21 protein-coding genes are annotated in these 24838 nt (G+C 46.9%); 18 read left to right on the plus strand and 3 right to left on the minus strand.

The genetic code is table 11. The annotated features are described in order from the left end of the window. Nucleotides 1-40 precede the first annotated feature (40 nt). The 4 genes from KNQ06_RS03290 (at nucleotide 41) to KNQ06_RS03305 (ending at nucleotide 8363) form a co-directional block, all read left to right on the plus strand. Nucleotides 41-2677: a valine--tRNA ligase gene (locus KNQ06_RS03290; RefSeq protein ID WP_483299324.1), complete on the plus strand. Its 2637-nt coding sequence runs from the start codon at nucleotides 41-43 to the stop codon at nucleotides 2675-2677. 54 nt (nucleotides 2678-2731) lie between these two features. Continuing rightward, nucleotides 2732-3964: a bifunctional folylpolyglutamate synthase/dihydrofolate synthase gene (locus KNQ06_RS03295; protein WP_214771060.1), complete on the plus strand. Its 1233-nt coding sequence runs from the start codon at nucleotides 2732-2734 to the stop codon at nucleotides 3962-3964. 82 nt (nucleotides 3965-4046) lie between these two features. Further along, nucleotides 4047-7658, plus strand: a complete 3612-nt coding sequence (locus KNQ06_RS03300; RefSeq protein WP_215147330.1) for a DUF5057 domain-containing protein — start codon at nucleotides 4047-4049, stop codon at nucleotides 7656-7658. 18 nt (nucleotides 7659-7676) lie between these two features. Beyond that, nucleotides 7677-8363: an ankyrin repeat domain-containing protein gene (locus KNQ06_RS03305; protein WP_214805249.1), complete on the plus strand. Its 687-nt coding sequence runs from the start codon at nucleotides 7677-7679 to the stop codon at nucleotides 8361-8363. Between the two features lie 48 nt (nucleotides 8364-8411). Here the strand turns inward: KNQ06_RS03305 and KNQ06_RS03310 are convergent, their stop codons facing one another. Genes KNQ06_RS03310 through KNQ06_RS03320 form a run of 3 tightly spaced genes read right to left on the minus strand, consistent with a single transcriptional unit; the run spans nucleotide 8412 to nucleotide 11112 of the window. After that, nucleotides 8412-9983: a type IV pilus modification PilV family protein gene (locus KNQ06_RS03310; protein ID WP_214805248.1), complete on the minus strand. Its 1572-nt coding sequence runs from the start codon at nucleotides 9981-9983 to the stop codon at nucleotides 8412-8414. An 18-nt stretch (nucleotides 9984-10001) separates the two neighbouring features. Next, the gene (locus KNQ06_RS03315; RefSeq protein WP_215083832.1) at nucleotides 10002-10622 is read right to left on the minus strand and encodes a prepilin-type N-terminal cleavage/methylation domain-containing protein; all 621 of its coding nucleotides are present in this window, start codon (nucleotides 10620-10622) and stop codon (nucleotides 10002-10004) included. Continuing rightward, nucleotides 10585-11112: a prepilin-type N-terminal cleavage/methylation domain-containing protein gene (locus KNQ06_RS03320; protein ID WP_029342270.1), complete on the minus strand. Its 528-nt coding sequence runs from the start codon at nucleotides 11110-11112 to the stop codon at nucleotides 10585-10587. Before KNQ06_RS03320 ends, KNQ06_RS03315 begins: the two co-directional genes overlap by 38 nt. Nucleotides 11113-11302: 190 nt before the next feature. On the opposite strand from KNQ06_RS03320, the gene KNQ06_RS03325 reads away from it, so the two are divergent. The 14 genes from KNQ06_RS03325 to mreD all read left to right on the plus strand — a co-directional run bounded on the left by KNQ06_RS03325 (nucleotide 11303) and on the right by mreD (nucleotide 24835). Further along, the gene (locus KNQ06_RS03325) at nucleotides 11303-12670 is read left to right on the plus strand and encodes a G5 domain-containing protein (protein ID WP_251133289.1); all 1368 of its coding nucleotides are present in this window, start codon (nucleotides 11303-11305) and stop codon (nucleotides 12668-12670) included. A gap of 15 nt (nucleotides 12671-12685) precedes the next feature. Beyond that, entirely contained in the window at nucleotides 12686-13000 is a 315-nt protein-coding gene (locus tag KNQ06_RS03330) for a hypothetical protein (RefSeq protein WP_029342268.1), read from the plus strand. An 8-nt stretch (nucleotides 13001-13008) separates the two neighbouring features. After that, nucleotides 13009-14673, plus strand: a complete 1665-nt coding sequence (locus KNQ06_RS03335) for a GspE/PulE family protein (protein WP_195864660.1) — start codon at nucleotides 13009-13011, stop codon at nucleotides 14671-14673. After that, nucleotides 14670-15716: a type IV pilus twitching motility protein PilT gene (locus tag KNQ06_RS03340; protein WP_058703845.1), complete on the plus strand. Its 1047-nt coding sequence runs from the start codon at nucleotides 14670-14672 to the stop codon at nucleotides 15714-15716. Before KNQ06_RS03335 ends, KNQ06_RS03340 begins: the two co-directional genes overlap by 4 nt. A 4-nt stretch (nucleotides 15717-15720) precedes the next feature. Further along, nucleotides 15721-16938 (plus strand): type II secretion system F family protein, encoded by a 1218-nt coding sequence (locus tag KNQ06_RS03345; protein WP_215083837.1) that lies wholly within the window; start codon nucleotides 15721-15723, stop codon nucleotides 16936-16938. Nucleotides 16939-17075: 137 nt separating this feature from the next. Continuing rightward, entirely contained in the window at nucleotides 17076-17594 is a 519-nt protein-coding gene (locus tag KNQ06_RS03350) for a type II secretion system protein (protein WP_215083839.1), read from the plus strand. A 57-nt stretch (nucleotides 17595-17651) separates the two neighbouring features. Continuing rightward, entirely contained in the window at nucleotides 17652-18407 is a 756-nt protein-coding gene (locus KNQ06_RS03355; protein WP_215147331.1) for a prepilin peptidase, read from the plus strand. A gap of 18 nt (nucleotides 18408-18425) precedes the next feature. Next, a complete protein-coding gene (locus tag KNQ06_RS03360) occupies nucleotides 18426-20162 on the plus strand; it encodes a type IV pilus biogenesis protein PilM (RefSeq protein WP_215083843.1) in 1737 nt (578 codons plus the stop codon). Then, nucleotides 20159-20881, plus strand: a complete 723-nt coding sequence (locus tag KNQ06_RS03365; RefSeq protein WP_215083845.1) for a YfgM family protein — start codon at nucleotides 20159-20161, stop codon at nucleotides 20879-20881. The genes KNQ06_RS03360 and KNQ06_RS03365 overlap by 4 nt, the downstream gene beginning before the upstream one ends. A gap of 107 nt (nucleotides 20882-20988) precedes the next feature. Beyond that, the gene (locus tag KNQ06_RS03370; RefSeq protein WP_215147333.1) at nucleotides 20989-21564 is read left to right on the plus strand and encodes a Maf family protein; all 576 of its coding nucleotides are present in this window, start codon (nucleotides 20989-20991) and stop codon (nucleotides 21562-21564) included. Between the two features lie 46 nt (nucleotides 21565-21610). After that, nucleotides 21611-22243, plus strand: a complete 633-nt coding sequence (radC, locus tag KNQ06_RS03375) for a RadC family protein (RefSeq protein WP_215148234.1) — start codon at nucleotides 21611-21613, stop codon at nucleotides 22241-22243. A gap of 162 nt (nucleotides 22244-22405) precedes the next feature. Beyond that, on the plus strand, nucleotides 22406-23440 hold the full coding sequence (locus KNQ06_RS03380; protein ID WP_029342258.1) for a rod shape-determining protein: 1035 nt from the start codon (nucleotides 22406-22408) through the stop codon (nucleotides 23438-23440). 14 nt (nucleotides 23441-23454) lie between these two features. Continuing rightward, nucleotides 23455-24339: a rod shape-determining protein MreC gene (gene mreC / locus KNQ06_RS03385; protein WP_215147335.1), complete on the plus strand. Its 885-nt coding sequence runs from the start codon at nucleotides 23455-23457 to the stop codon at nucleotides 24337-24339. Then, a complete protein-coding gene (gene mreD, locus KNQ06_RS03390) occupies nucleotides 24332-24835 on the plus strand; it encodes a rod shape-determining protein MreD (RefSeq protein ID WP_023468949.1) in 504 nt (167 codons plus the stop codon). The genes mreC and mreD overlap by 8 nt, the downstream gene beginning before the upstream one ends. The last annotated feature ends 3 nt before the right edge of the window (nucleotides 24836-24838 follow it).

The following is a 24838-nucleotide window of genomic DNA, read 5'->3' on the forward strand; positions in this document are numbered from 1 at the left end:
AGAAGCCGTTTTTATTATGGACAAAAAGGGAGCGATCAGGATGCAGGAATTATCAATGCCAACGAAGTATGATCCGCAGGCAACGGAAGAAAAATGGTACGACTTTTGGGTGAAAGGTGACTATTTCAAAGCCGATCAGGATCCAGAAAAAGAGCCGTACACGATCGTCATTCCACCACCGAACGTCACAGGTAAATTGCACCTTGGTCACGCGTGGGACACGACGTTACAAGACATGCTGACACGGATGAAGCGGATGCAAGGGTTTGACGTCCTTTATCTACCAGGAATGGACCATGCCGGTATCGCGACGCAAGCAAAAGTCGAACAAAAACTGCGGGCAGAAGGACAATCACGTCTTGAAATGGGTCGTGAGAAATTCCTTGAGCAATCATGGGCATGGAAAGAAGAGTACGCGTCAACGATCCGTGCACAATGGGCAAAACTTGGTCTTGGACTCGATTATTCGCGTGAACGCTTCACGCTCGACGAAGGATTGTCGGAAGCGGTTCAAGAAGTCTTCGTGAAACTTTACGAAAAAGGCTTGATCTACCGCGGCGAATACATCGTTAACTGGGACCCAGCGACGAAAACAGCGATCTCGGATATCGAAGTCATCTACAAGGATATCGAAGGTGCGTTCTATCACTTCAGCTATCCACTAACGGACGGTTCAGGTCACGTTGAACTAGCGACGACACGTCCTGAGACGATGCTCGGTGATACAGCGATCGCCGTGAACCCGAAGGATGAGCGTTATGCTCACCTCGTCGGAAAAACGATCACGTTACCAATCGTTGGTCGCGAGATTCCGATTGTTGCCGATGACTATGTCGACATGGAGTTCGGTACAGGTGTCGTTAAGATCACACCAGCACACGACCCGAACGACTTCGAAGTCGGTAACCGTCACGAGTTACCACGTGTCCTCGTCATGAATGAAGATGGAACGATGAACGAGAACGCAGGGAAATACGAAGGCATGGATCGTTTCGAATGCCGAAAACAAATCGTTGAAGATTTAAAAGCAGAAGGTGTTCTAATCAAAATCGAACCACACTTGCACTCTGTCGGTCACTCGGAGCGTTCAGACGCGATCGTTGAGCCGTATCTCTCACTCCAATGGTTCGTTAAAATGGAGCCACTCGCGCAAAAAGCACTTGAGGAGCAACAAGGGCCAGACAAGGTTAACTTCGTTCCACAACGCTTTGAAAACACGTACGTACGCTGGATGGAAAATATCCGTGACTGGTGTGTCAGCCGTCAACTCTGGTGGGGACACCGGATTCCGGCTTGGTACCATAAAGAAACAGGCGAAGTCTACGTTGGCAAGGAAGCACCAGCCGATATCGAGAACTGGGAGCAAGACAACGATGTCCTCGATACATGGTTCTCTTCAGCGCTTTGGCCGTTCTCGACGATGGGGTGGCCGAATACGGACGCAGCCGATTATCAAAAATACTTCCCGACATCGACACTCGTTACGGGTTATGACATCATCGCTTTCTGGGTATCACGGATGATCTTCCAATCGTACGAATTCACAGGACAACGTCCATTCCAAGACGTCTTGATCCACGGATTGATTCGTGATTCGGAAGGACGCAAGATGTCGAAATCCCTCAGGAACGGAATCGACCCGATGGATGTCATTGAGAAGTACGGTGCCGATTCACTCCGTTGGTTCTTAACGACAGGATCAACGCCAGGGAACGACCTCCGCTTCTACTGGGAAAAAATCGAAGCAACATGGAACTTCTCGAACAAACTGTGGAACGCAAGCCGTTTTGCCTTGATGAACATGGATGGTCTAACGTTTGATCAGATCGATTTGACAGGCGAGAAGTCACTCGCAGATAAATGGATTCTGACACGCTTACAGACGACGATCGACGATGTGACGCGTCTGTCGGACAAATATGAGTTTGGTGAAGCGGGACGTATTCTCTATCACTTCATCTGGGAAGACTTCTGTAACTGGTACATCGAGATGGCGAAATTACCGCTCAACGGGGAAGATGAAGCAGCGAAGCAGACGACGCGTTCGGTTCTTGCCTATACGCTCGACCGGATCATGCGTCTGATGCATCCATTCATGCCGTTCATCACGGAAGAAATCTGGCAACACTTACCGCATGAAGGTGAGACGATCACACGTGCTGCATGGCCAACACGCGAGGCATCACTCGACTTCCCGGAAGCTGTTCCAGCATTCGAAGCAGTTCAGAACGTCATCCGTTCGGTTCGTAACATCCGCGCGGAAGTGAACGCACCGATGTCGAAACAGATCCAACTGTTCATCTCGACGAATGACGCACGTGTTCAAGACGACTTGTCGTCAAACAGCTCGTACTTGCAAAAGTTCACGAACGCGTCTGAACTCCGGATTGAAGAACAGATGCCGGCGCCAGAAAAAGCAATGAGTGCGATTGTAACGGGAGCAGAATTGTTCATCCCACTCGCGGACTTGATCAACATCGAGGAAGAAATCGCGCGCTTGAATAAAGAACTCGTCAAGTATACGAAAGAAGTCGAACGGGTCGAGAAAAAACTCAACAACCCTGGCTTCGTCGGCAAAGCACCAGCACATGTCATTGATGAAGAAAAAGCGAAGGCACTTGATTATACGGAAAAACGTCAAGCTGTCGAAGCACGTATCAACGAACTCTCACACTAATTACAGCAGTGGCTCAAGTCTCCTTGAGCCACTTTTTTTAAAGGAGCGAACAGCATGAGGACGCGAGAAGATGTATTGGATTGGTTATCGAGCTTACTAGCATTCGGTGTCAAACCGGGTCTTGAACGGATGCAGGCGATGTTACTGGGATTACAGATTGACCCGGACGCGATTCCGACGATTCATGTCGCTGGCACGAACGGAAAAGGATCGACGGTTGCGTTCTTACGTGAGATGGGGATAGCGGAAGGATTACGAATCGGGACGTTTACGTCGCCGTATATCATTCAGTTCGAGGAACGGATCATGTTGAACGGGGTACCGATTGCAGAAGATGATCTCGTCGCAGCTGCGATCGCTGTTCAAGCTGCCATCGGGCGCATCGATCCGGCACTCGGTACGGTCACTGAGTTCGAGGCATTAACAGGACTTGCTTTCTATTATTTTGATCAGATTCGTCCCGATTTCGTCATCTATGAAGTCGGACTCGGTGGGTTGTATGATTCGACGAACGTCTTCAAGAAGCCGGTCGCAGCGATCATCACATCAATCGGCCACGATCATCAAGCGATTCTCGGAGATACGCTCCAAGAGATCGCCTTACAAAAGTTCGGGATCATTAAACAGGGGACACCGGTCATTGCCGGGAAACTGCAAGAAGAACTGACGGTGCCGTTAATGGCATATTGCGGTGACCGAAATGCAACGTTGAAATGGAGTCAGGAAGCGATCATCCGTTATCGATTAAAAGAGACGGGTACCTGGGCGACATACGATGGAATACCAGAGACACGCTTAGGGCTCGAAGGCCATCATCAAGTTCATAATGCGGCGAACGCTGTCATTTGTGCGCGGCGCCTCGGCTGGTCGAAAGCGGCAATCCGAAAAGGATTACGGGAAGCAAAACATCCGGGACGGTTTGAGATCATCTCCCGCAAACCACGGATCATTCTCGATGGTGCCCATAACCCGGAAGGCATCACGGCACTCGTTGAACGCTTAAAAGAGGAATCGAAGCCGGTGACGTTGCTTTGTTCGATTTTGCGTGACAAAGATCGGACAGCGATGCTTGAGCAGTTACGCAACATCACACCAGATATTTACGAAACGACATTTGATTTTCCGCGTGCGCGGACACTTGATGAGTTGAAGCAAGACGGAGCAAACGTAACGACAGTCGAAGCATTCTTCGAGCAATTAGAAGTAAACCGGACATACGTCGTGACGGGATCACTCTATTTCATCAGTGAAGTGCGGCATTATCACGCTTCTATTTTTACAAAATAGGGAAAATCCGCATTCTCTCGTTATAATGAAATGGGGGAGTATAGTCCCATATCTCAATGACACGATGAGGAGACGATAAGTGATGAAACAGTGGGTCCGTCTAGCCTTAGCCATCTTACTGATTTTTTCAAGTTTTACGTATATACATGAGCCACATTCCAAAGCGGCAACGGGTGAAAAGTTTAAGATTTTAGAGATTCGAGATGACTGGTCGACGACGAACCGGATTGATCCGGGAACGACCATTACATCGTTGTCACTGTTAAAAGACTTGAATACTAGTCAATATGAAATCAAGATGATGACGGTCAAAGAGTTGAATGCGTCTCGTTTTCCACTTGATGGCGCATTTGATGCGATCGTTTTTGATCCGTCTGTTTTTACGGGAGAAGATCGGTATTCTGTCAAAGTATCTGATACTTCCAAAAAACATAATACGAGTAGAATTGAAAATGATATTACGCAGTTAAAAGCGAATGAAATTTTGACGTACTATATTCAAAAAAGATTACCAGTCTTTTTACACGCTGATGTGTTAACACATGAAACAAGTAATTTCACTTCGATTTTTAAGCAAAGCACGATATCGGGTGATGCAATTGTTTATACAGATACAAAACAGGCAGTTCTTCGATTGCAAGAAGAAAAAATCGAGCGACCGCGCTTAAGTAAGGTAGCAGTCTCGCAAGATGGACTTTCATTAATGAGTGTAGATAAAAGAAATATGGCTGTTCCAAACAAATCAATTGAATTTGCATACGAAGTCACAAATGTATATTCTAATGAATTTTCTGTAGACTTATATATTGATTTTGATAGTAACGATCAATTTGATGAATCAGAAAAAGTTATACCTTGGGCTAAAGAGATGAAAGGTACTTCTGGAAAAATTTCATACACCTTTGATACTCCTAGTTATACGGGACCAAGAAACTGGAAACTTAAAATTAGTAATAAAGATGGACTTGTAGATTACAAAAGTGGTAGTTTCTTGATGCAGGACCAAGAAGCTAAAGCGAAAATTTTACAAGTCACGCGTTCTGGAACGACCGGTTCAATCAACGGTTTTATGAACTCAGGAACTTTACTAAAACAAGATGGGTTATATGACTTCAATGTAGAAGTCATTTCTGCGGACACGTTCAACAAAACATACTCAACGAAAAATCTCAATACAGCATACGATATGCTAATCTTTGGTTTTCAGGATTCGTATGGTGCCGCTTCACTCAGTAATCCTGCATCAGATGCTATTCTTAACTTCACGAATACGGAGCAAGGATTGATGCTGACACATGATACGATCTTTAGACCGGCACAATCCAGCAAACCAGAGCTATTCTGGGAAACAAAGTTTGCAGATCTCGCAGGTCAAAAGAACTTTACGAACATGGGGTACGCGGCACCTCGAACATCGGGTCAAGCAGTCAAACAAAATGCGGGCGTCATGACTTCTTATCCATTTGCCTTAGCTGATACGGTTGCTATCGCAACGACACACAATCAATACTTTGGTCTGGATCTTGAACAACCGGACTTGATTCCATGGTATAACATCCGTGAAAACAACCTCAGTAGTTCGAATCAGGCTGCCGGAAGAACAATTGGTGATGCACGCAACCACTATTATATGTATACCAAAGGAAACGTTACGTATTCAGGAGCAGGGCATACTTCGAGCTTTAATCAACAACAAGAAAAAGAACTATTCTCAAACACGATGTACCGTGCTTTCATTGGTGCGAACCATAAGCCTTTAATCAAGAATATCTTACCAACGGATAAATCAAGTTACCTCGAGAACGAACCGTTGACGATCTCGTATCAAGTCAACGACTACGACCTACAAGATCGTGAGTTAAAGACGCGCATCTACATTGATGATGAGAAAGTTTTTGAAAACAATAAATTGAAAAATAACTCGTTCGTTAGTCAATCATTCGATTCAAAGCTCAAAGGGAAGACGAGTGTGACGATCCGGATTGAAGCAGAGGATCAACGAGGAGCCAAAACAATTGAGACACGAACGGTTCAAGTCGTTCGTCCCGCTGCATCTATGCCTTTCGTCCTTTCGCGCTCGATTGATCCAGCTACGATTCCAAAAGGGGAAACAGCGGATATCACCTACACCGTCAAAACGTCTCCGATGATGCAAAAGGATGCCATTGGTAACAACGGATACATCATGGGACAATTCTCAGTAACGATGGAAAATATCCTGTTCAATGAACAATTTCCTAGTAACCTTGAGATACTCTCAACGACGGGTCTGACAGGAACGAATATAACTGGTCAGACGATAAAAGGGAGACTACCGGATATCGAATACGATGAGGCGATTTCAGGTGTTCATAAAGGGGAATGGATCGCAGATCAATCAGAAGTAACATTCACTGTCAAAGTGCGTGCCAAAGACACTGCAGGAGTTCATGTGCTTGATAAAAAAGATAATACGCTGACATCAACGAAAAACGTCTACCGAGATAAAAAGAACGGAAAAGATAAATCAACAACTGTCACCAATGATCCACAAGCTTTTCCGACGATTGGTTATGCACTGACACCATCCTATGCGACAAGTGCGAAAATTCCGTCCGTCAAGATGGATATCACGACACCATCATATAAAGTTTTACCAGAAATCAGTCCTATAGGTAGTCAGTACGGCACGTTAAAATGGTCAATCGTAGATTCAGAAATCGCATCTATCGATGAAGCTGGTGTCATCAAGCCGAAAAAAGTCGGGACGACACAAATTAAACTCGTCGTACCAGTCGGAAACGGTAAAGAGTTGACGGCGACTTCTGAACTTGTCATCAATGATGTGTTCGGAGGACTCATCGTCCGAAACGTGCCAGATACGTTATATGTCGGCGAAACAAAATCAATGACAGGAATCGCTTCGATGGTATCGGGAAGCAATACGCCGATTCAGTGGATCATAACGAATGATTCGCGTGTTACGACAAGTGGCTTAACTAAGAATACGTTGGAGTTGACAGGAAAAACACCAGGCACAGTCACGGTCAAAGCCGTCGTACCTGCGACAGCTGGAAGCTCGACTTATCTTGCCCAATCAACGACGTATACGATTCAAGTCAAGTTGCCAGAATTATCCGTTTCCCCAAGTAATCTGGAACTGTGGGTTGGATCGAATCAAGATGTAACGGCGACATTCAATCCGAACTATCCATTACCATTTACGACTTCAACTGTTAGTAATGCAATTGAATTGAAACAGACGGCATCGGGTTATACGATCACGGGTAAAACCGGCACACCAAACGGACCGGTCGAAGCGTTGTTGAAGTTAACTGATTTCCCGGATACAGTCGCGAAGACGCTTGTACGAGTACGTGAGAACCCACTCAATCTGACAGCCGATGATATCGCGATGACGATGAAGGATGATAAAAAATCACCGATTCTGCGCTGGTTCCCAGTGACGACGACAGAACGCTTCTATCGGTTGGAAGTGCTTCAGGGTAAGGAGTACGTCAAAATTGATCCGACAGGACAAGCGCTACAACCACTTCGTCCAGGTGTGGCACGCATCAAAGTAACGGCATTAAAAGAAAACAAAGATGTGCTCGAAGTCATGAAAGACAATCAAAAAACACCACTAACGACGACATTCAAGGTGACGATCGGTTCTGAGTCAGGAACGTCAGACTTGGATGGAGATGTTTATTAAGAAGTGGGGACGCTATCTATGAAACGCAAACGAATCATTGTCATCCTCTTGATTTTAATCATTATTGGAATCGGGGGAGCGATATATGTTACGAAATCAAATCAACAAGCAGCACTGGAACAAGGACTGCGTTCAGAAAAACCAGAACGACTTGCGAACGCATTAAAAGATGCTTCTTTATCAACAAAGGAGAAAAATCGTTACATCCGTCGCTTCCAGGAAACACTCGCTTTTGACAAAGCAAAACTCCTTCTTGATGAGCAGACCGTAAAAAATAAAGCGAACTGGTTTTATGCGGCGCAGTTCGCGCCGCGTAGCACGGTCGCTGAATGGTTGGCAGAAGGTGCAAAAATCAGCCAATTGAATGCACAAGGTCAGTCGGTTCTTCATGTTGCAACGAGTGTGAATCGATCGATTGATGCGTATGCTCTTTTGATAAAAAAAGCGTCGAAAAAAGAGCTCAATCGGATCGATGACTTTGGTCATACACCACTCTTTTATGCGACACTAGATCAAAATGAGGCAGCGATTGAACTGTTGTTAGAAGCAGGAGCTGATTCGAATCGTGGGAAAGAGAAACCTGTCTATGAAACGGTCAAACAAAATCGAAAAGATTTGTACGCCATGTTAGAACAGAACGGTGCAACGGTAGAAAGCAAAAAGGTGAAAAAGTTCGCTAAGGAATACCGAGCAACAAAATTCTAGTCAAAAAAGAGTCATTCGTCGCAAGCGAATGACTCTTTTTTATGTGTGTTACGGTTGAACGCGTTTTGGTGTTTCGACATACAATTGGACCGCTCGATTAAGTGGAAGTAAGGCTGTTGGATTTTTTAATACCGTCGCATCATACGCCATACGTAGACGGGATGCTTCAAAGTCAGATGATTTGTTAGCGACCATCAGTTTTTCGAGTTCTCTTACGTTTGCAGGAAACGCATTTTCTGGTAAGTCCAATTTTCCACGATAGGCGTTGACTTCTAGATTACCCTTCGTAAAAATACCACCGCGTACATTCATCGTCGAACCTACAGAGTAAATCGTATTTTTTTGATTGTCATCACTATATAGAAAGGCATTTAAATCAGGTGTAGTTGTTTGGGGCGTCGAAAATTTATTGACGCGGTTAATGACGAGATTTCCTTTACTGAGTAAAATCAATGTATTTTGTTTAGCTGTTGAAGTCAGCCCTTGAATGTTTGCGTCATCCAGACGACTTGTTCCGGTCGCATAAATCGTCGTTGCAAATCCAACATTTCCTCGAATCAGTAAGTTGCCAAGAACGACGAGAGGACGCTTGATCTCAAGCGGCTGGGTCAAAGGGTTCAAGGAAGAGATCGTTAAGTTCCCGTTAATGATTAAAGGTTCGAGTGTTTCTTGAACAAGATCATCTGTCAATGTCACGGTATTGCCTGTGTTTAATGCTGGACTAATCATTTGTCGCTTTGTATCAAGTTCTGTTAAAAAAGGTCCCGTTAATATAGATTGTGGAATCGAGGAGTTTTTCAATGTAGACGCGACTTGTGTAAGAGGCGTATTCACCGGTAGTTTCAGAAAGTCGTTCAACGCATAATCAAAATCGAACGGAACGAGTGTTTCTTTCGTTGATACTAGCTCTGTTGCACCTTTCGGATCAAAAATCGTTTTATCACACACAAGGTAATCTCCGCACTTCAGTAATGGCTGATTCTTCTCTTGAAAAACGCGTACCTGACCTGCGATATAAGGAAGTGCTTTGGTATTAGTGAAGATCCCATCCTCATCGTTGTATTTAAATATCGGGGTCGCAGTTGCTTGCAGGGCGTTGCGGGAAAAAATATTACCTTCGATCAAGGGAGCGCCATTTAAGATGACTTGATCATCTGAACCTAACGTATAGTACAAAAAACTAGGAATCGCAGACAAATAGACACGTTGTCGATACGTTTTTTTGATTGCTGGCTGATCGCCTTTTTGTTTTGAAACTGTCGCTGTTAAATCAAGCGCTTTGACACGAACGTTCGATGCGGCTTCATTTAGCTTGACGGTCACGTTCGGAACGATTGTTTTTAAGGGTAAGACGATAGAGCTGTCGAGATTCTCAAATAATGCTTGAGAAGAAGTCGTTGGTGAAGTCCCAGTCGTCTTTGAAACGATATTCTGGAGGGAGGCGACTGCTAAATCAAGATCATTTTGTGTCGTCGTCTCGACATCGATATCCGTCTCGCGGATTTCGGTTAGGCGAGTTGACTGTAAACTGATGCCAATCGTCGCAACAGCGAGGACAGACAGGACGGTTAAAGTCACAAGAACGAAAAGTAATGTATAGCCTTGTTCGGATTTACGCATACCGTGTTCCTTTCTGAGTTAAAATCCAATCGTACTCGTGAAGGTCTGGACTTCTTCTTGATCTGTCGATTGAATTGTAGTTGTAATCGTTAAAATACCGTGAATGACGTAGCGCCCCGGATATGTTCCTGATGTAATGGTTTGATACTCGGGACTCGATAACTTGAACGTTTGAAGTAATTCCGTTTGGTCGTCGATCGACTGTGGTGTCGATTCGTACGTTAGTTCGGTGCTGTCTAAAGTTTGTTCTGCGAACGTATAACGGACGGGTGTCGCTTCCTTCTCTGAAGCAGATGCTTCTTCTGTTGCGTTAAAAGGTTCAAATCCACTGGCGCGTTCAAGTAATCCAGTGTCTGCGTTCAAAACAGGAAGTGTTCGTTTATAAAACGATAACTGTTTTGCTTCATCGATCCGAATCGCATCAAATCCACTGATTTCGTTTAATATGATACCGACTCGACTATCAGCTTCACTACGCAGTTCACTGATGATTCCAGTTGCCCGAAAGCTTTTCGTACCAGAGATGAACACAGTCAGGATGACAGCACTGAAAATCGAGGCAATGACGATGGCGACGAGTAGTTCGACGAGCGAGAAGCCGTCATTTTGTTGTCGGAAAACTTTGATTGAGCGTCGCATTCGTAATCGATCCTTTCAATGATGTAATCGGTTCAGTTGTTCCTTCTATGTAGACGAATACATGGAGGTCGAGGAGATTCGGATTAACGACTCCTTCGAGTTTCCGAGGTGTCACACTGTATTTGACTTCAAAGGCAATATTATTGATTTCAGGATTAGTAAAGATTGATGAGCAAATAGCCGATAGTTCACAAGAAGGAGACGTGGGCTCTGGAATGACATATTTTCCATTCAGATAAGTCGCTTTGTCTGCCTGTGTAGATAGAGAACTGAAGGCGAAGGGTTCATCACTTGTCGCTTCTAAAGCTTCTCGTTTGATATAAGAGGTTGCGTTTTTTGCCAGATAATTCGCAAACGTCAACTCCGTACTGTCGCGTGAGGCAGCTAGTGACTGAGAAAAAATGCTGATCAGAGAGACCGATATAATAGATAAGATCGTAATACTGACTAATACTTCGATTAGCGAAAAACCGCCTTGCTCGCGTTGCATGGATTCACCTCTACTTCATGATAGATGAAGATGAAAGATCCTAAATGATTTTTCTAGAAAATCAAAAACAGCACCTATTCACAGATCATGAAAGGATTTGTCAGGATAGGACTTATGTTTCATCATAATATTCATTATAATGGAAATACTAGGCACCTGAAATGATTAAATTCATACAGAAAGGAAACAGATGATGATTAATCCGAAGCGTTTTGCTATACATACACTTTTGCTACTTGTACTGGTAGCCCTGATTTACGTACCATCGTTTGCCTTGATTTCCTTTACCGGTAAAGCAACGGCACCTACGACGTTTTCTGAGACGGCACGAATTGGATCGGTTCCAGTTAGTGGCATGGATCGAAAGGAAGCACAATCGAAAGTTGAGAAAGCGATTACGGAGTGGACGAAGAAAACGCCGCTGACGACTGGAACGGGAGAAGAGACGACACCGATTCCAACAGAAGTCGTGACGATCAACGCCGCTGATTCTGTCAAAAAAGCTTCTTTGAAAAAAGGTGGAGACTTGATGGTAACGGTAGATGAAGCATCGTTTGAGAATTTTTTAGCGACGCAGCCGATCAGTTACTCGGATGAGCAACTCGTTGCCTTTAAGACATGGTTAATCGATACGAGTAAAACGTTACAGGAAGGAAACTTTGATCCTGCTCAATCGGAAGCTGCAGTCGATCCAACAGGTGAGGTCGTTTCAACGGTTTCATTCTCGACGCGGTCTGCTGCTGAAGAACAGATGATCACGGCAATGATGAATGTGGAAATCAAGCCGGGACAATTAATGAATGTCAAGACGTACGGTATGGATGCAGTCGCAGGCTCGTATGTCGGTAGCAAGTTATACGAACTGTTCGCAAAGACGCCATTTGAAATCGTCGAACGGATGCCGCATGCGGCATTACCAGATGGCATCACACTAGGATATGACGTCAAAATTGATGAAAAAACAGATTTTGCCGTTCGTAATACACAAGCATCAATTTATCGTGTCATTGCGACCCAAAATGGAAGTGATGTCACGCTTGAATTGCGAGGCACACCGTTCAAGGAAACAGTCACGACCGTCCTTGAAGGCGAAAAAACGATTCCATTCCGGACGATCACACGTTATTCTGCAACGCTTACAGCTGGAACGACGAGTGATACACAAGCGGGAGAAGAAGGGAAATCGATTGAAGTCTATCGCGTGACGAAGACGGCTCAAGGTGAGAAGAAGCAGTTATTGTCTCTTGATTTCTACGCAGCCATCCCAGCAATCGTCACAAAGAGTAGTCAAGAAGAACAAGCACCTGTCGTCGTACCTGAACCGGAAGACGACACGAACTCCGATGATTCGACGGATACGAATGATTCCAATGATTCAACGAATACAGACGGTACAGACGATCAAACGACGGATGAACCGCAGACAGATGGCGTCGAGACGCCAGATACACCAACGTCTCCGACAAGTCCGACGTCACCCGATACACCTGACAATAACGAAACGGGTGATCCTGCTTCACCAGTAGAAGGTGAAACAACAGGGGAACCTGTCGGATAAGAAGGAGGAAACAAGATGAACTGGACGACGATAGCAATTGAACTCGGTATCATCATCGGTCTAGCGACAATCATCTGTGGTCTGATGTTTGCGGTGACGATCCCTTACGTGACGACTGTGACGACAAAGGCGATTTTATCCGTTGCGGCGATCTTGATCGTGACGTTGATCTACTTCAGCATCCAGCTCGACTGGATTACGAACCCACTCGTTCTCGTCGGAATTGTCGTCTTATGTCTGTTGACGGCAGCGGTAACGAGTGTAATGGATGAAAAACATCAAAAACCGGATGTGTTAGAGGAAGAAGAAACATGGCACGCGGAAGGATGACACGTTAAATGGCAATGAAACGAAAACGTTTAGGGGAAATGTTGATCGAAGAAAGCCTCGTGACGGAGCAACAAGTCGAAGAGGCGTTGATGGTCAAACGGTCGACCGAAAAACTCGGGGATGCACTCCTTCGACTTGGTCACTTGACGGAACAACAATTACTAGAGGCGCTACATCACCAATTGAAGATTCCGATCATCCAGCTGTACAACTATCCAGTTGACGTCGCCGTCACGAAACTGATTTCAAAAGATCTCGCACAGCGACATACACTCGTCCCGGTTTACCGGGAAGGAAATCGTCTATTTATCGCCATGGCGGATCCGATGGATTTGATCGCGATCGACGATTTGCGGATGCAGACCGGTCTATCAATCGATGTCGGAATCGCGACGCGTGACGAAATCAGACGAACAATCCTGAAATACTACGACATTGATTCGTCGTTACGGGAGCTACTCGAATCCGACGACATGATGGAGTCGGATCAATCCCGTGATGTCGTGACGCGTGAAGATGCACCCATCATCCGGCTCGTCAATCAAATTCTAGAGAACGCGATTGCCCAGCGTGCATCGGATATTCATATGGATCCGCAGGAAACGTCGATGACGATCCGGATTCGGATTGATGGAGAATTACGAACGGAGAACAACTATCCGAAGCAGATTCAAAGCATTCTGACGACCCGGATCAAAGTCATGAGTGAACTCGATATCACCGAGTCACGCTTGCCACAGGATGGACGGATTAAATATGTCTTTAACGGATTACCATATGATTTCCGTGTCTCGACCTTGCCGACCGTTTACGGCGAGAAGGTCGTTATCCGGATTCTTGACAGCTCGAACTCGAACATCTCGATTTCAAAAATCGGTTTTAGTTCGCGAAACGAATCACAGTTCCGAGAGATGCTGAAGCGCCCGAATGGGATTATCTTGATCACCGGTCCGACCGGTTCCGGTAAATCATCGACGTTGTATGCTGCGTTAAATGAGTTGAATGACGAGTCGCGCAACATCATCACTGTTGAAGATCCGGTCGAGTACCAGGTCGATGGGATCAATCAAGTTCAAGTCAACGCGAAGATTGGGTTGACGTTTGCGAGTGGTCTTCGCTCGATCCTTCGTCAGGATCCGAACGTCGTCATGGTCGGGGAGATTCGAGACATCGAGACGGCTGAGATTTCTATTCGTGCTTCGTTGACAGGACACTTGGTTCTTTCGACTTTACACACGAACTCTGCCGTTAGTTCGATCACGCGATTGATTGATATGGGTGTCGAACCGTTCCTTGTTGCTGCTTCTGTCAGTGGATTGATTGCACAACGACTTGTTCGCCGCGTCTGCCGTGATTGTGGCGAAGTCCATCCGATTTCGAAACGAGAACAAGAGTTATTTGATCAAGAGGGAATCGAAGCGACGACGGTCATGCGTGGACGTGGTTGCTCGTCTTGTAATATGACGGGGTACCGTGGACGGGTTGCGATTCAAGAGGTCATCATGGTCGATGAAGTGTTGCGCCGGATGATCATGAACCAATCGACGGAAAGTGATATCACGGCGTACGTCAAGGAACAAGGTCAACGGTTCCTGCTAGCAGATGGTCTATCAAAGGTCGCAGACGGGATCACGACGACAGAAGAGATTTTACGGACGGTGATTTCAGAATGAACAGTACGATGGAACGGGCACAAATCGAAGATATTTTGCGCTCATCAAAAGAACGAGGAGCGTCCGATGTTCACTTGACGGCGGGATCACCACCCGTCTTTCGAATCAACGGAACGTTGACACCGTTTGGGACAGAAAAGATGAAACCGATCATCATTGATGGGTTTGTGCAATCACTGATCACGGAAGAGATGTATCAACAACTGAAACAGGACCGGGACATCGACTTTTCGTTCGGTGTGACCGGTGTCGCTCGGTACCGGGTCAACTGTTTTTACCAACGGGGCGCTTTGTCGATGGCGTTTCGGACGATTCCGACCGAGGTGCCGACGCTTGAGCAATTAGCGTTACCGCCTGTCTTAAAACGATTCTTAACGAAACCACACGGCTTGATTCTCGTGACGGGTCCGACGGGTTCCGGAAAATCGACGACGCTTGCAGCGATGATCAATGAAATTAATCAGACGATGTATAAACGGATCATTACGCTGGAGGATCCGATTGAGTATTTACATAGTCATCATAAAAGCCTTATCGATCAGCGGGAAATCGGGATTGACGCGCCACGTTTCGCAACCGGGTTACGGTCAGCACTCCGTCAAGATCCGGATGTCATTTTGCTTGGAGAGATGCGGGACCTTGAAACGATCGCGACCGCCGTGACAGCAGCAGAGACAGGTCACCTCGTCTTTGCAACGGTCCATACGTCGACGGCTGCCTCGACAGTCAGCCGAATCATCGATGTTTTCCCGTCAGAGCAACAAGATCAGATTCGGGCTCAACTGGCGAACGTTCTTGCGGGCGTCGTCTCGCAACGCCTGATGCCGCGTTCAGACGGTTCAGGACGCGTCGCAGCCCTTGAGATCATGGTCGATACACCAGCTGTCTCGAACTTAATTCGGACCGGTAAGGAATATCAGATTCAATCCGTCCTGCAGACGGGTAAACAATACGGCATGCAGACGATGCAGATGGCATTGCAGGATCTCGTCAGTCGGGGATTGATTCCGGCTTCTGCTGCATCACCGTACATATCGGGGTGAACACATGGCAGTATTCATTTATGAAGGTCGGACGATTGCCGGCAAACGAAAAAAAGGCAAAATTACAGCGCTGACGAAACGAGAAGCCGCAGAACGGTTGCGGACGGATCAGATTGCTGTGACCTCGCTTGAAAAACAAGAATCGAAAGGCTTGAACACCGAGATTACGTTTCTCAGTGCCAAACCGAAAATCGAACACCTCGTCATGTATGCGCGTCAGTTCGCGACTCTTGTGCGGTCCGGTGTCTCAATCGTCAAGGCGACAGAAATTCTCCGAAAACAGACGGAGTCGAAACCACTCGAACGCGCGCTTGTTGAGGTCGAGGACGATTTACGAAGTGGGATCCAGTTTTCGCAAGCGATCGAAAAGCACCCTCGTGTCTTTGATACATTCTTCGTCAGTATGGCGATGGCGGGAGAGGCGAGTGGTAATCTTGAGGAAGCACTCGATAACATCGTCACTCAACTTGAGAAACAATATGAAATCAAACGGAAGGTCATCTCGGCGTTGATTTACCCAGCAGTCGTTTCGCTTGTCGCCGTTGGTGTCGTCGTCTTCTTGATGATGAACGTCGTGCCGACGTTTGCGTCAATTTTCGATCAGCTCGGGAGTGAACTGCCGTTGATCACGAAACTCGTCGTTGCGGTGTCGGACTTCTTCGTCGCCTATTGGTGGGTGATGCTGTTGATTGCATTCGGTTTGATTGGTCTACTGTATTTCAATTTGAAAAACGAACGGCAACGTTTATTCTTTGATCGATTCTTATTGATGATCCCAGTCTTTGGACCATTGATTCAAAAGTCACAAATTGCCTTGATGACGCGTGGATTGTCTGTTCTCTTGAACGCATCGGTTCCGATTTTGGCGTCGCTTGATATCACGGAACGGATCGTCACGAACCGAATCATCCGTAAAGGAATTGCCGGTGCCAACGAAGCGATGGCACGCGGGATTCCGATGCACGAACCACTCGAGAAAAACAAATATTTTCCACCTCTAGTCACGCAGATGATTGCAATCGGTGAAGAATCAGGGCGTCTTGATTCCATGTTGACGGAGGTCGCGAACTTTTATGAAACCGAGGTCGAGACGACGACGGACCGTTTAAAGTCGATCATTGAGCCGTTGCTGATCGTTGTGCTGGCCGCGATTGTCGGGGTCATCGTCATTGCCGTCGTCGTACCGATGTTTAAAATTTACTCGGATATTCAAGCAAGTTGACAACTGTAAAAACATTTACCTGTTGTGAAAAAAAGACATAATCTACAAAAAATATGGTGCTACTATAATAGTATTCGTCTGGATAGTATTACCTACTAGCCAAGAACAGTAAAAAAGTACTAGGGAGGCATAATGAAATGGTAGAACGGTTAAAAGAAATCTGGTTAGATGCAAAACAAATGCGTGATGAGCGCGGACTGACGTTGATCGAGTTACTCGTCGTCGTCGTTATCTTAGGAATCATTGCAGCAATCGCTGTCGTCGCAATCGGTGGTTTGATCGAGAACTCGCGTAAGGATGCAGTCGTTTCAGATGCGAAGCAATTAGTATCGGCTGCGAAGTTGTATACTTCGTCAAATCCGATTCAAGCAGGTGAATCAATTATCTTGGGAATCAACGAAGGTGGAAACGAAATTAAATCAACAGCAGTTAGTACCGATGTTCCAGTTCGTAAAGAATCATTAAGTAAGTATATCGATGAAATGAAAGATTCATTAAATTCAGATGCAGAGTATAAAGATTCTTATGTACTTGTGAAAGAAAGTGCTGGAAAATATACTTATACAGTCACGCTCACAAGTAAAAAATCGACAAATACTTACTTTGAGAAAAAAGATCCATCTGATCTTAAACGATCAGCTGTTGAAGTGAAATAATTCCTACCCCCTCCTCGGGGGTTTTTTTCTGAACTTTTTTGAAAGGGAGGTCGTGTCATGACGATCGTCTTCACGGTTTATTTTTTCTTGTTAGGCTTACTCATCACGTCTTTTACGAACGTCGTCGGTCTGCGCGTTCCGGTCGGGGAGTCGATCGTTCATCCGCGCTCTCATTGTCCAACGTGTGGACATGTTCTTGGACCGCTCGAATTAACACCGGTACTCGGTTACGCTGTGCTCGGTGGGAAGTGCCGCTCTTGTGGACAGTCGATCTCAATCAAGTATCCAGCGCTTGAATTACTTGGAGGAATTCTTTACGCCTATGCCTTCTGGCAGTTTAGCTGGTCGATGGAACTCGCATTGACGCTCGTCCTGACGAGCTTGTTGTTCATCTTGACGATGTCGGACTTAGCCTACATGCTGATCCCGAATAAAATTTTGCTCATCTTTTTGCCGATTGCCTTGATTGTGCGCTACCTTTCTCCACTCGAAAACTGGTATAATCCAATTATTGGTGGAATCGTCGGATTCGTTCTATTATTCGTCATCTTTCTTGCTTCCCGGCGTGGTATGGGGGCAGGGGATGTCAAGTTGTTCGGACTGCTCGGGATCTTCCTTGGACCGCTTCACGTCATCATTGCCTTGTTCGTCTCGGCATTCGTCGGTTCCGTTCTTGGCTTAACGTTACTTGGACTCGGACGCGTGAAACGGAAACAACCAATTCCCTTCGTTCCGTCGATTGCCGTCGGGACATTACTGACATATTATTTTGCGGATGATTGGGTATCGTGGTACCTCGATTTGCTGCTTTAAGAAAGGAAGAATGTACATATGGCGCAACGGCGTAAAGGTACATATATTTACTTTAATTTCACCGATGTCGCAATTTTCGGTGCAGTCGTCAAAAAAGGCGTCATTAAGCGCCGGGCAGTCATCGCGCTGCCGCCGGGAACACTGCAAGGAGGCTGGTTGCAACCGGAAGCCTCGCTTGATTTCATCTTTGACGGGTTACTGACGAAGCTGAAAGTACCACGTGGCTCGCAAGCGGTGCTGGCGCTTGATGGTTCACTCGTTCTCGCCCGGAAACTCGATATTCCGGAAACGATCGAGACGAATCAAATTCGCGGTTACTTATTCATGGAAATTGGACATAGTATCGTCTTGCCGTTTGAAGAACCGTATTTTGATTACACGGTTCTGGAAGAAGACGGCAAGCGAGAAATCATGCTCTATGCCGCGCCAAACGAGGCGCTGAAGCAATATACGCAACTGTTCAAACAAAAGCATTTACGACTGGTCGCAGCTGAACCACAACCGCTCGCAACCTACTTCGGGATTGAAGCCCATCATCCGGTCGCAACGGAAGCCGATACGTTATTGATCTGGAATGCGAATGCAACAAACCATCAGCTGATCATCATCGAAGATCACGTGCCGCGTTTGATTCGCTCCGTTGATACGTTTGCGGCTGACGCGTGGGATGTTGATGTCATCGACGACCAACTGCATTACCGTTACCGTTCAGATGATCCGACGGTCGAACTCGTCTTAGACGAGATGTTGCTCGAGTTCTCACGAGTGCTCGATTTCTATCGTTTTTCACTCGCGCGCGAAGGACGGGAAATCACGAACGTCGTCCTTGCCGGCGACTTCCCGTTCCGTGATGAACTGGCGACGCGTTTCCGGTCAAACTTCGATTTAAACCTTGATGAGATTCCAGACATGATGACGATTGACGGACAGTCGATTCCACGGGCCTACTTACCACTCGCTGGTCTTGCTTCACCGCGAAAAGACCGCATCAACTTGTTACCGGAAAACGATGAAGCACCGAAGTACCCACTCGTCGCTTCATTGATCCTCTTATTGTTCGGAGGACTCGCCGGTGGCTATCTCTACTGGCAAACCGATCAATTCGCGGACCGCGTCGAATCGACGAACGATCAAATCCAGATCGTCCGTCAGTTGCAGTCGGAATCGGATCAATCGGCGAAACAAGAAGTTGCACAACTTAAACAGACGGTCGAAGGACTCGAAACGACGCCTCGTCCTGCTGTACCAACACTTGAGCGGATTACCCGTTATCTCCCGGAGCGCGGTTACATTCTTCAATTCGCCTATGGAGCAGATCATGCCGTGACGATGACGACACAATTCGAGACGCTTGATGAACTGAACGATTTTTATCGCGAGCTACTGACGGATAAAGTCTTCTCAGGAACGAATCTTGCCAGCGTGACGACACGAACGATGAATGAAAAGGCAGACGTCGTCACGACAACGACGGTTGATCCGACGACCGGACAAGAAGTCCCGACGACGGAAATTACACCGTCTGACGATGCCAAATCAGAAGAACCCCGTTATATCGGACAATTCTCGTTAAACGTCAACCCGACGGAAGTCGTCAAAGGTGAGACGAACGAGGCTGATCCGGAAGTACCAAAAGAAGATCAGCCGTCTGAATCGGAAACGGATGGCTCGACGGAAGCGACTCCTGAGACCGATACGACGGAGACGACTGATCCGAATGTAACGACTGAAATCGAGGAGGTACCGGACAATTGAAACGTTATAGTAGCTTCATCCTCCTCGGTCTAACGATCTTGATCGTCCTCGGTGCGGTCGGTTACTTCGGTTATACGACGTATACGACGCATCAAACATTGCAAGAAAAAGAAGCGACGTTGAAGCGAGAACAGATGGTACTCGAGCAAGCGAAAGCGAACGAACAGAAAGTCGACGTCGCTGAATCGAGCTTTTTGCAGCAAAAAGTTCCGGTGACGGCGTCAAACGATGACGTCATCGATGCAATTAATGCGTCGAGTCAGATTGCCGGTGTCAAAGTCCAGTCGATCACGTTTGGTCAGGCGACAGAGGCAGCACCGCAGTCACCGGTGACATCAACGCCTGCAGTTGACGGAGCGATGGCGACGGAATCAGATCAGGCTGAAACAACTGCCGTAGCACCGGTCACAGCGAATGCAACACCGCTTCCGGCATCACTAACAGTCGAAGCCCCATCGTATGTTGAACTGATGGCATTCTTAAAACAAATTGAGCGGACGGATCGAATCACGGTCTTACGCCAAATCCAGTTGTCAGGACCGGAAGAACCAGGTCCAGGCAGTGGAACAGTCTTACTTGAGGATGAGATGCTCTCGTTCACAGTCGAGATCGAATCGTATTATCGTCCGGATTTGACGAAGCTGACGCCGGATAAGCAAACCCCACTCGAGGAGAAGACACCGAAGTCGGATCCGTTTGTCGATGTGACAGGAAATTAAGATAAAACAAGTGGTTCCTAGACTGTTAGGGACCGCTTGTTTTTTGTTAGACTAAACGATGACTCGAATTATCCGATTCGAAATTAACGGGAAAGAACGTGATACTGATGATAACGCAACCACACTTGATTCTCGCATCGGCTTCACCACGTCGGACGGAACTCCTACAACAAATCGGGATTCCTCATGAAGTCGTACCGGCGAATGTCGTCGAAGAAGCACCATACCCGATGTCACCGCATGAATACGTCCGCCATCTATCACAAAAGAAAGCGCGAGCGATTACAGCAGATGGTGTCATTCTGGCTGCCGATACGGTCGTCGCGATCGATGACATGATTCTTGAGAAGCCGGCGGATATTTCTGAAGCGCGGGCGATGCTTGCGCGTCTGTCAGGACGTGCTCATGAAGTCGTGACAGGCGTGACGATTCGCTTCGGAGAGAAGGAAGAGACGTTCGACGTGACGACGCACGTCCGTTTTGGTGCATTACCAGACGAGTGGATGGAAGGCTATATCGCGACGAACGAGCCCTATGATAAAGCGGGTGGCTATGGCATCCAAGCGATGGGTGGTCTGTTCGTCGAGGCGATCGAGGGCGATTACTATAATGTCGTCGGACTGCCGATCCACGAGATCACAAAACGTCTCGCGTTCTTTGAAATCAAGCCGATGTTTGCGTAATCCTGAAACAGAGAGGTCGGATGCTGTGATTGAATGGCCGAAGGATATGGTTCAGTTGAAAGGCTTGGCACAAGCGACGACAGTCGAGTTACTGGCGTGTCTCATCCGAAGCGGGACGCGCGACCGGACACCACTTGAAATCGCGGAAGAATTACTGCACATCTATCCTTCATTGATCGAACTCGAGGCAGCCGGAGTCGGCGGACTTGAAAAAGCACCTGGGGTCGGGAAGGCGAAGGCACTACAAATCATGGCTGGACTAGAACTTGGTCGTCGTCTCGTCACGGAACCGAAATGGGTACGGCCGACGATCCGCTCACCGGAAGACGCAGCGGAACTGTTGTTAGAAGAGATGCGCCTCTATCAGCAGGAACACTTCATCTGCCTGTATTTGAATACGAAAAATGAGGTCGTCTCGAAAAAGACGTTATTCATCGGAGGATTGAACACGTCGATCGTCCACCCGCGAGACGTCTTCCGGGAAGCGATTCGCTGCTCGGCTGCGAACTTCATCGCCGTCCACAATCATCCGTCTGGGGACCCGACGCCAAGTCGGGAAGATATCGAGGTATCCGAGCGACTCGTTGAGGCGGGACGACTCATTGGAATCAGTTGTCTTGACCACATCATCATCGGGCATGGACAATTTATTAGTATGAAACAGCGCGGATTTATGTAAGAATAACGTCTGAAGGGAAAGTTTCGATTCTTTCCGTCAGACGTTTTTTTGTGTGTTTTCTAAGGCGAACTGTAAACAAGCTGTAACGTTTTAACGCTTTCCAATGAAGGCTTTTCCGTTATAATTAGTGAAGTGTATTCTCAGAGAGGGGTTTTTTGAATAATGTTTGGATCATTCAGCCGTGAAATCGGCATTGACTTAGGTACGGCTAACACGCTTGTGTATGTAAAGGGGCAAGGAATCGTCGTCCGCGAACCGTCCGTCGTCGCCTTCCGTACGGATACAGGGAAAATTGAAGCTGTCGGTAACGCGGCAAAAAACATGATCGGTCGTACGCCGGGTAACGTGACTGCACGACGCCCGATGAAAGACGGGGTTATCGCGGATTATGAAACAACCGCTACGATGATCAAATATTTCATGGATCAAGCTTCGAAGAAAAAAGGCTTGTTCTCTTCTAAGACGAACGTCATGATCTGTGTACCAAGTGGTATCACATCGGTCGAAAAACGTGCGGTCGAAGATGCAGCGAAACTTGCAGGTGCGCGTGAAGCTTATACGATCGAAGAACCATTCGCAGCAGCAATCGGAGCTGGTCTTCCGGTTTCAGAACCAACAGGCTCGATGGTCGTTGATATCGGTGGTGGTACAACAGAAGTTGCTGTCATCTCACTCGGTGGTATCGTCACGAGCCAATCGATCCGTGTCGGTGGTGATGAGATGGATGAGTCGATCATTCGTTACATCAAATCGAAGTACAACTTGATGATCGGGGAGCGGACAGCTGAGACGTTGAAAATGACGATCGGTTACGCTCGCATCGATGAAGAGTCAGAGAACGAAACGATGGAAATCCGTGGACGTGACCTCGTCACAGGTCTTCCGAAACAGATCGAAGTCACAAGTGCGGAAATTTGTGACGCACTCTCGGATACGGTCGAAGCGATTCTTGCAGGTGTCAAACACACGCTTGAGCAGACGCCTCCTGAATTATCAGCAGACGTCATGGACCGCGGAATCGTCTTGACAGGCGGTGGGGCACTCTTGAAGAACCTCGACGCTGTCATCGAAGACGAAACACGTATTTTGACACTCGTTGCAGAAAATGCACTCGATTGTGTCGCAATCGGTACAGGAAAATCACTCGAGATGATGAATGTCCTTCGTTCGAAATCAGGCATCTCGCAAAAAAGATAAGGACGGGATGAGCGATGAAGCGATTTTTAAATAATCGAAAACTGCTCATCACACTCCTTAGTTTTCTCCTTTTGGTGATCTTGATCGGGATTTCGCTACAAGGGCGTAACCAATCCCACTGGTATCAAAGCTTCGTGCGTGATACCGTGGGCGTCGGTCAACGCCTTTTCGCGACACCGATTGGCTGGATTGATGATACGGTCACTTCGATTAAAGAAGTGCGTGACGTGTACAAAGAGAACGAACACTTGAAATCACGCTTAAGTGACTATGCCGGCAATGCCGTCAAAGTCCGTGATCTTGAACGTGAGAATAAAGAATTGAAAGACATGCTCGACCTGAACGGATCGATTCGCGACTACAAATTGTTACCGGCAGAGATGATCGGTCGGACATCGTCCGAATGGCAACGGTTCGTCACGATTAACATCGGCGAACAAAAAGGAGTCAAGGCGAACATGGCCGTCGTAACAGCAGATGGACTGATCGGTCGCGTCATCCAGGCGAGTGCTTATACATCCCTCGTGCAGTTGATGTCAGATACAAGTCGGACGAATAACGTCTCGGCAACGGCAGATGACACGAAAGGAAAAGGAGTCTTCGGTACGATCGAAGGCTTTGATGAAGAGACGAAATTACTCAAGTTCACGAAAATTCCGAATGATGCGAAGCTGAAAAAAGGGCAGACCGTCACGACGTCCGGTCTCGGTGGAAAGTATCCGAGCGGAATCGTCATCGGAAAAATCGAGGAAGTGAAATCCGATCAGTATGGGGCTTCAAAAATCGCATACGTCAAACCGGCAGCAGACTTCGAACAGTTCGGTCATGTCTTCGTGATTGAGCGCGAAGCGAAGGAACCTTTCGCTGAGACCGATAAGGGAGGGGACACTCGTGAATAACGTTAAGTTGTTTTTCGCCGTGTTCCTTCTTTTTATCTTAGAAGGGACGTTGTTCGCGGGACCACTCGGAGATGGTTCGCCGTACGTCATCCATGCGACATTGATCGGGCTGATGTTCCTCGGTCGGTACGGAAAACTTGAACAGGCACTCGGATTCGGACTCGTTTTCGGATTGCTGTATGATTTCGTGTATTCCGATATCATCGGCATTTACTTATTTGCGTTATCCGCCATTCCGCTTTTTAGTAGCTTCGTGCTAAAATATGTAAAGGAGAACGTATTGACGATTCTTGTCACGTTCACGTTCAGTGCCATTTTGTATGAGCTCGATATATATTTCTTCACGGCTTCGGTCGTGGGTGTCGGAGTCTCCTTCCAGGAGCTCGCGACACAGATCATTCCAAGGAGTCTGGTTGCGCAGTTGATCGGGATCATCATCCTGTATTATCCGATGACCCGACTCGTGCAGTCGACCCTTGACGAGAAAAGAGGATGAGTC

Source organism: Exiguobacterium sp. s91, assembly GCF_018618915.1.
Taxonomy (GTDB): Bacteria; Bacillota; Bacilli; order Exiguobacteriales; family Exiguobacteriaceae; genus Exiguobacterium_A; species Exiguobacterium_A abrahamii.

What these genes read in the sequence shown, in the direction of transcription:
- KNQ06_RS03350 (WP_215083839.1), top strand. Translation starts at nt 17,076, where the DNA reads ATGGTAGAACGGTTAAAAGAAATCTGGTTAGATGCAAAACAAATGCGT.
- KNQ06_RS03345 (WP_215083837.1), top strand. Translation starts at nt 15,721, where the DNA reads ATGGCAGTATTCATTTATGAAGGTCGGACGATTGCCGGCAAACGAAAA.
- KNQ06_RS03295 (WP_214771060.1), top strand. Translation starts at nt 2,732, where the DNA reads ATGAGGACGCGAGAAGATGTATTGGATTGGTTATCGAGCTTACTAGCA.
- KNQ06_RS03370 (WP_215147333.1), top strand. Translation starts at nt 20,989, where the DNA reads ATGATAACGCAACCACACTTGATTCTCGCATCGGCTTCACCACGTCGG.
- KNQ06_RS03325 (WP_251133289.1), top strand. Translation starts at nt 11,303, where the DNA reads ATGATGATTAATCCGAAGCGTTTTGCTATACATACACTTTTGCTACTT.
- KNQ06_RS03340 (WP_058703845.1), top strand. Translation starts at nt 14,670, where the DNA reads ATGAACAGTACGATGGAACGGGCACAAATCGAAGATATTTTGCGCTCA.
- KNQ06_RS03360 (WP_215083843.1), top strand. Translation starts at nt 18,426, where the DNA reads ATGGCGCAACGGCGTAAAGGTACATATATTTACTTTAATTTCACCGAT.
- KNQ06_RS03355 (WP_215147331.1), top strand. Translation starts at nt 17,652, where the DNA reads ATGACGATCGTCTTCACGGTTTATTTTTTCTTGTTAGGCTTACTCATC.
- mreC (WP_215147335.1), top strand. Translation starts at nt 23,455, where the DNA reads ATGAAGCGATTTTTAAATAATCGAAAACTGCTCATCACACTCCTTAGT.
- KNQ06_RS03330 (WP_029342268.1), top strand. Translation starts at nt 12,686, where the DNA reads ATGAACTGGACGACGATAGCAATTGAACTCGGTATCATCATCGGTCTA.
- KNQ06_RS03315 (WP_215083832.1), bottom strand. Translation starts at nt 10,622, where the DNA reads ATGCGACGCTCAATCAAAGTTTTCCGACAACAAAATGACGGCTTCTCG.
- KNQ06_RS03320 (WP_029342270.1), bottom strand. Translation starts at nt 11,112, where the DNA reads ATGCAACGCGAGCAAGGCGGTTTTTCGCTAATCGAAGTATTAGTCAGT.
- KNQ06_RS03310 (WP_214805248.1), bottom strand. Translation starts at nt 9,983, where the DNA reads ATGCGTAAATCCGAACAAGGCTATACATTACTTTTCGTTCTTGTGACT.
- radC (WP_215148234.1), top strand. Translation starts at nt 21,611, where the DNA reads ATGGTTCAGTTGAAAGGCTTGGCACAAGCGACGACAGTCGAGTTACTG.
- KNQ06_RS03305 (WP_214805249.1), top strand. Translation starts at nt 7,677, where the DNA reads ATGAAACGCAAACGAATCATTGTCATCCTCTTGATTTTAATCATTATT.
- KNQ06_RS03300 (WP_215147330.1), top strand. Translation starts at nt 4,047, where the DNA reads ATGAAACAGTGGGTCCGTCTAGCCTTAGCCATCTTACTGATTTTTTCA.
- KNQ06_RS03380 (WP_029342258.1), top strand. Translation starts at nt 22,406, where the DNA reads ATGTTTGGATCATTCAGCCGTGAAATCGGCATTGACTTAGGTACGGCT.
- KNQ06_RS03290 (WP_483299324.1), top strand. Translation starts at nt 41, where the DNA reads ATGCAGGAATTATCAATGCCAACGAAGTATGATCCGCAGGCAACGGAA.
- KNQ06_RS03335 (WP_195864660.1), top strand. Translation starts at nt 13,009, where the DNA reads ATGGCAATGAAACGAAAACGTTTAGGGGAAATGTTGATCGAAGAAAGC.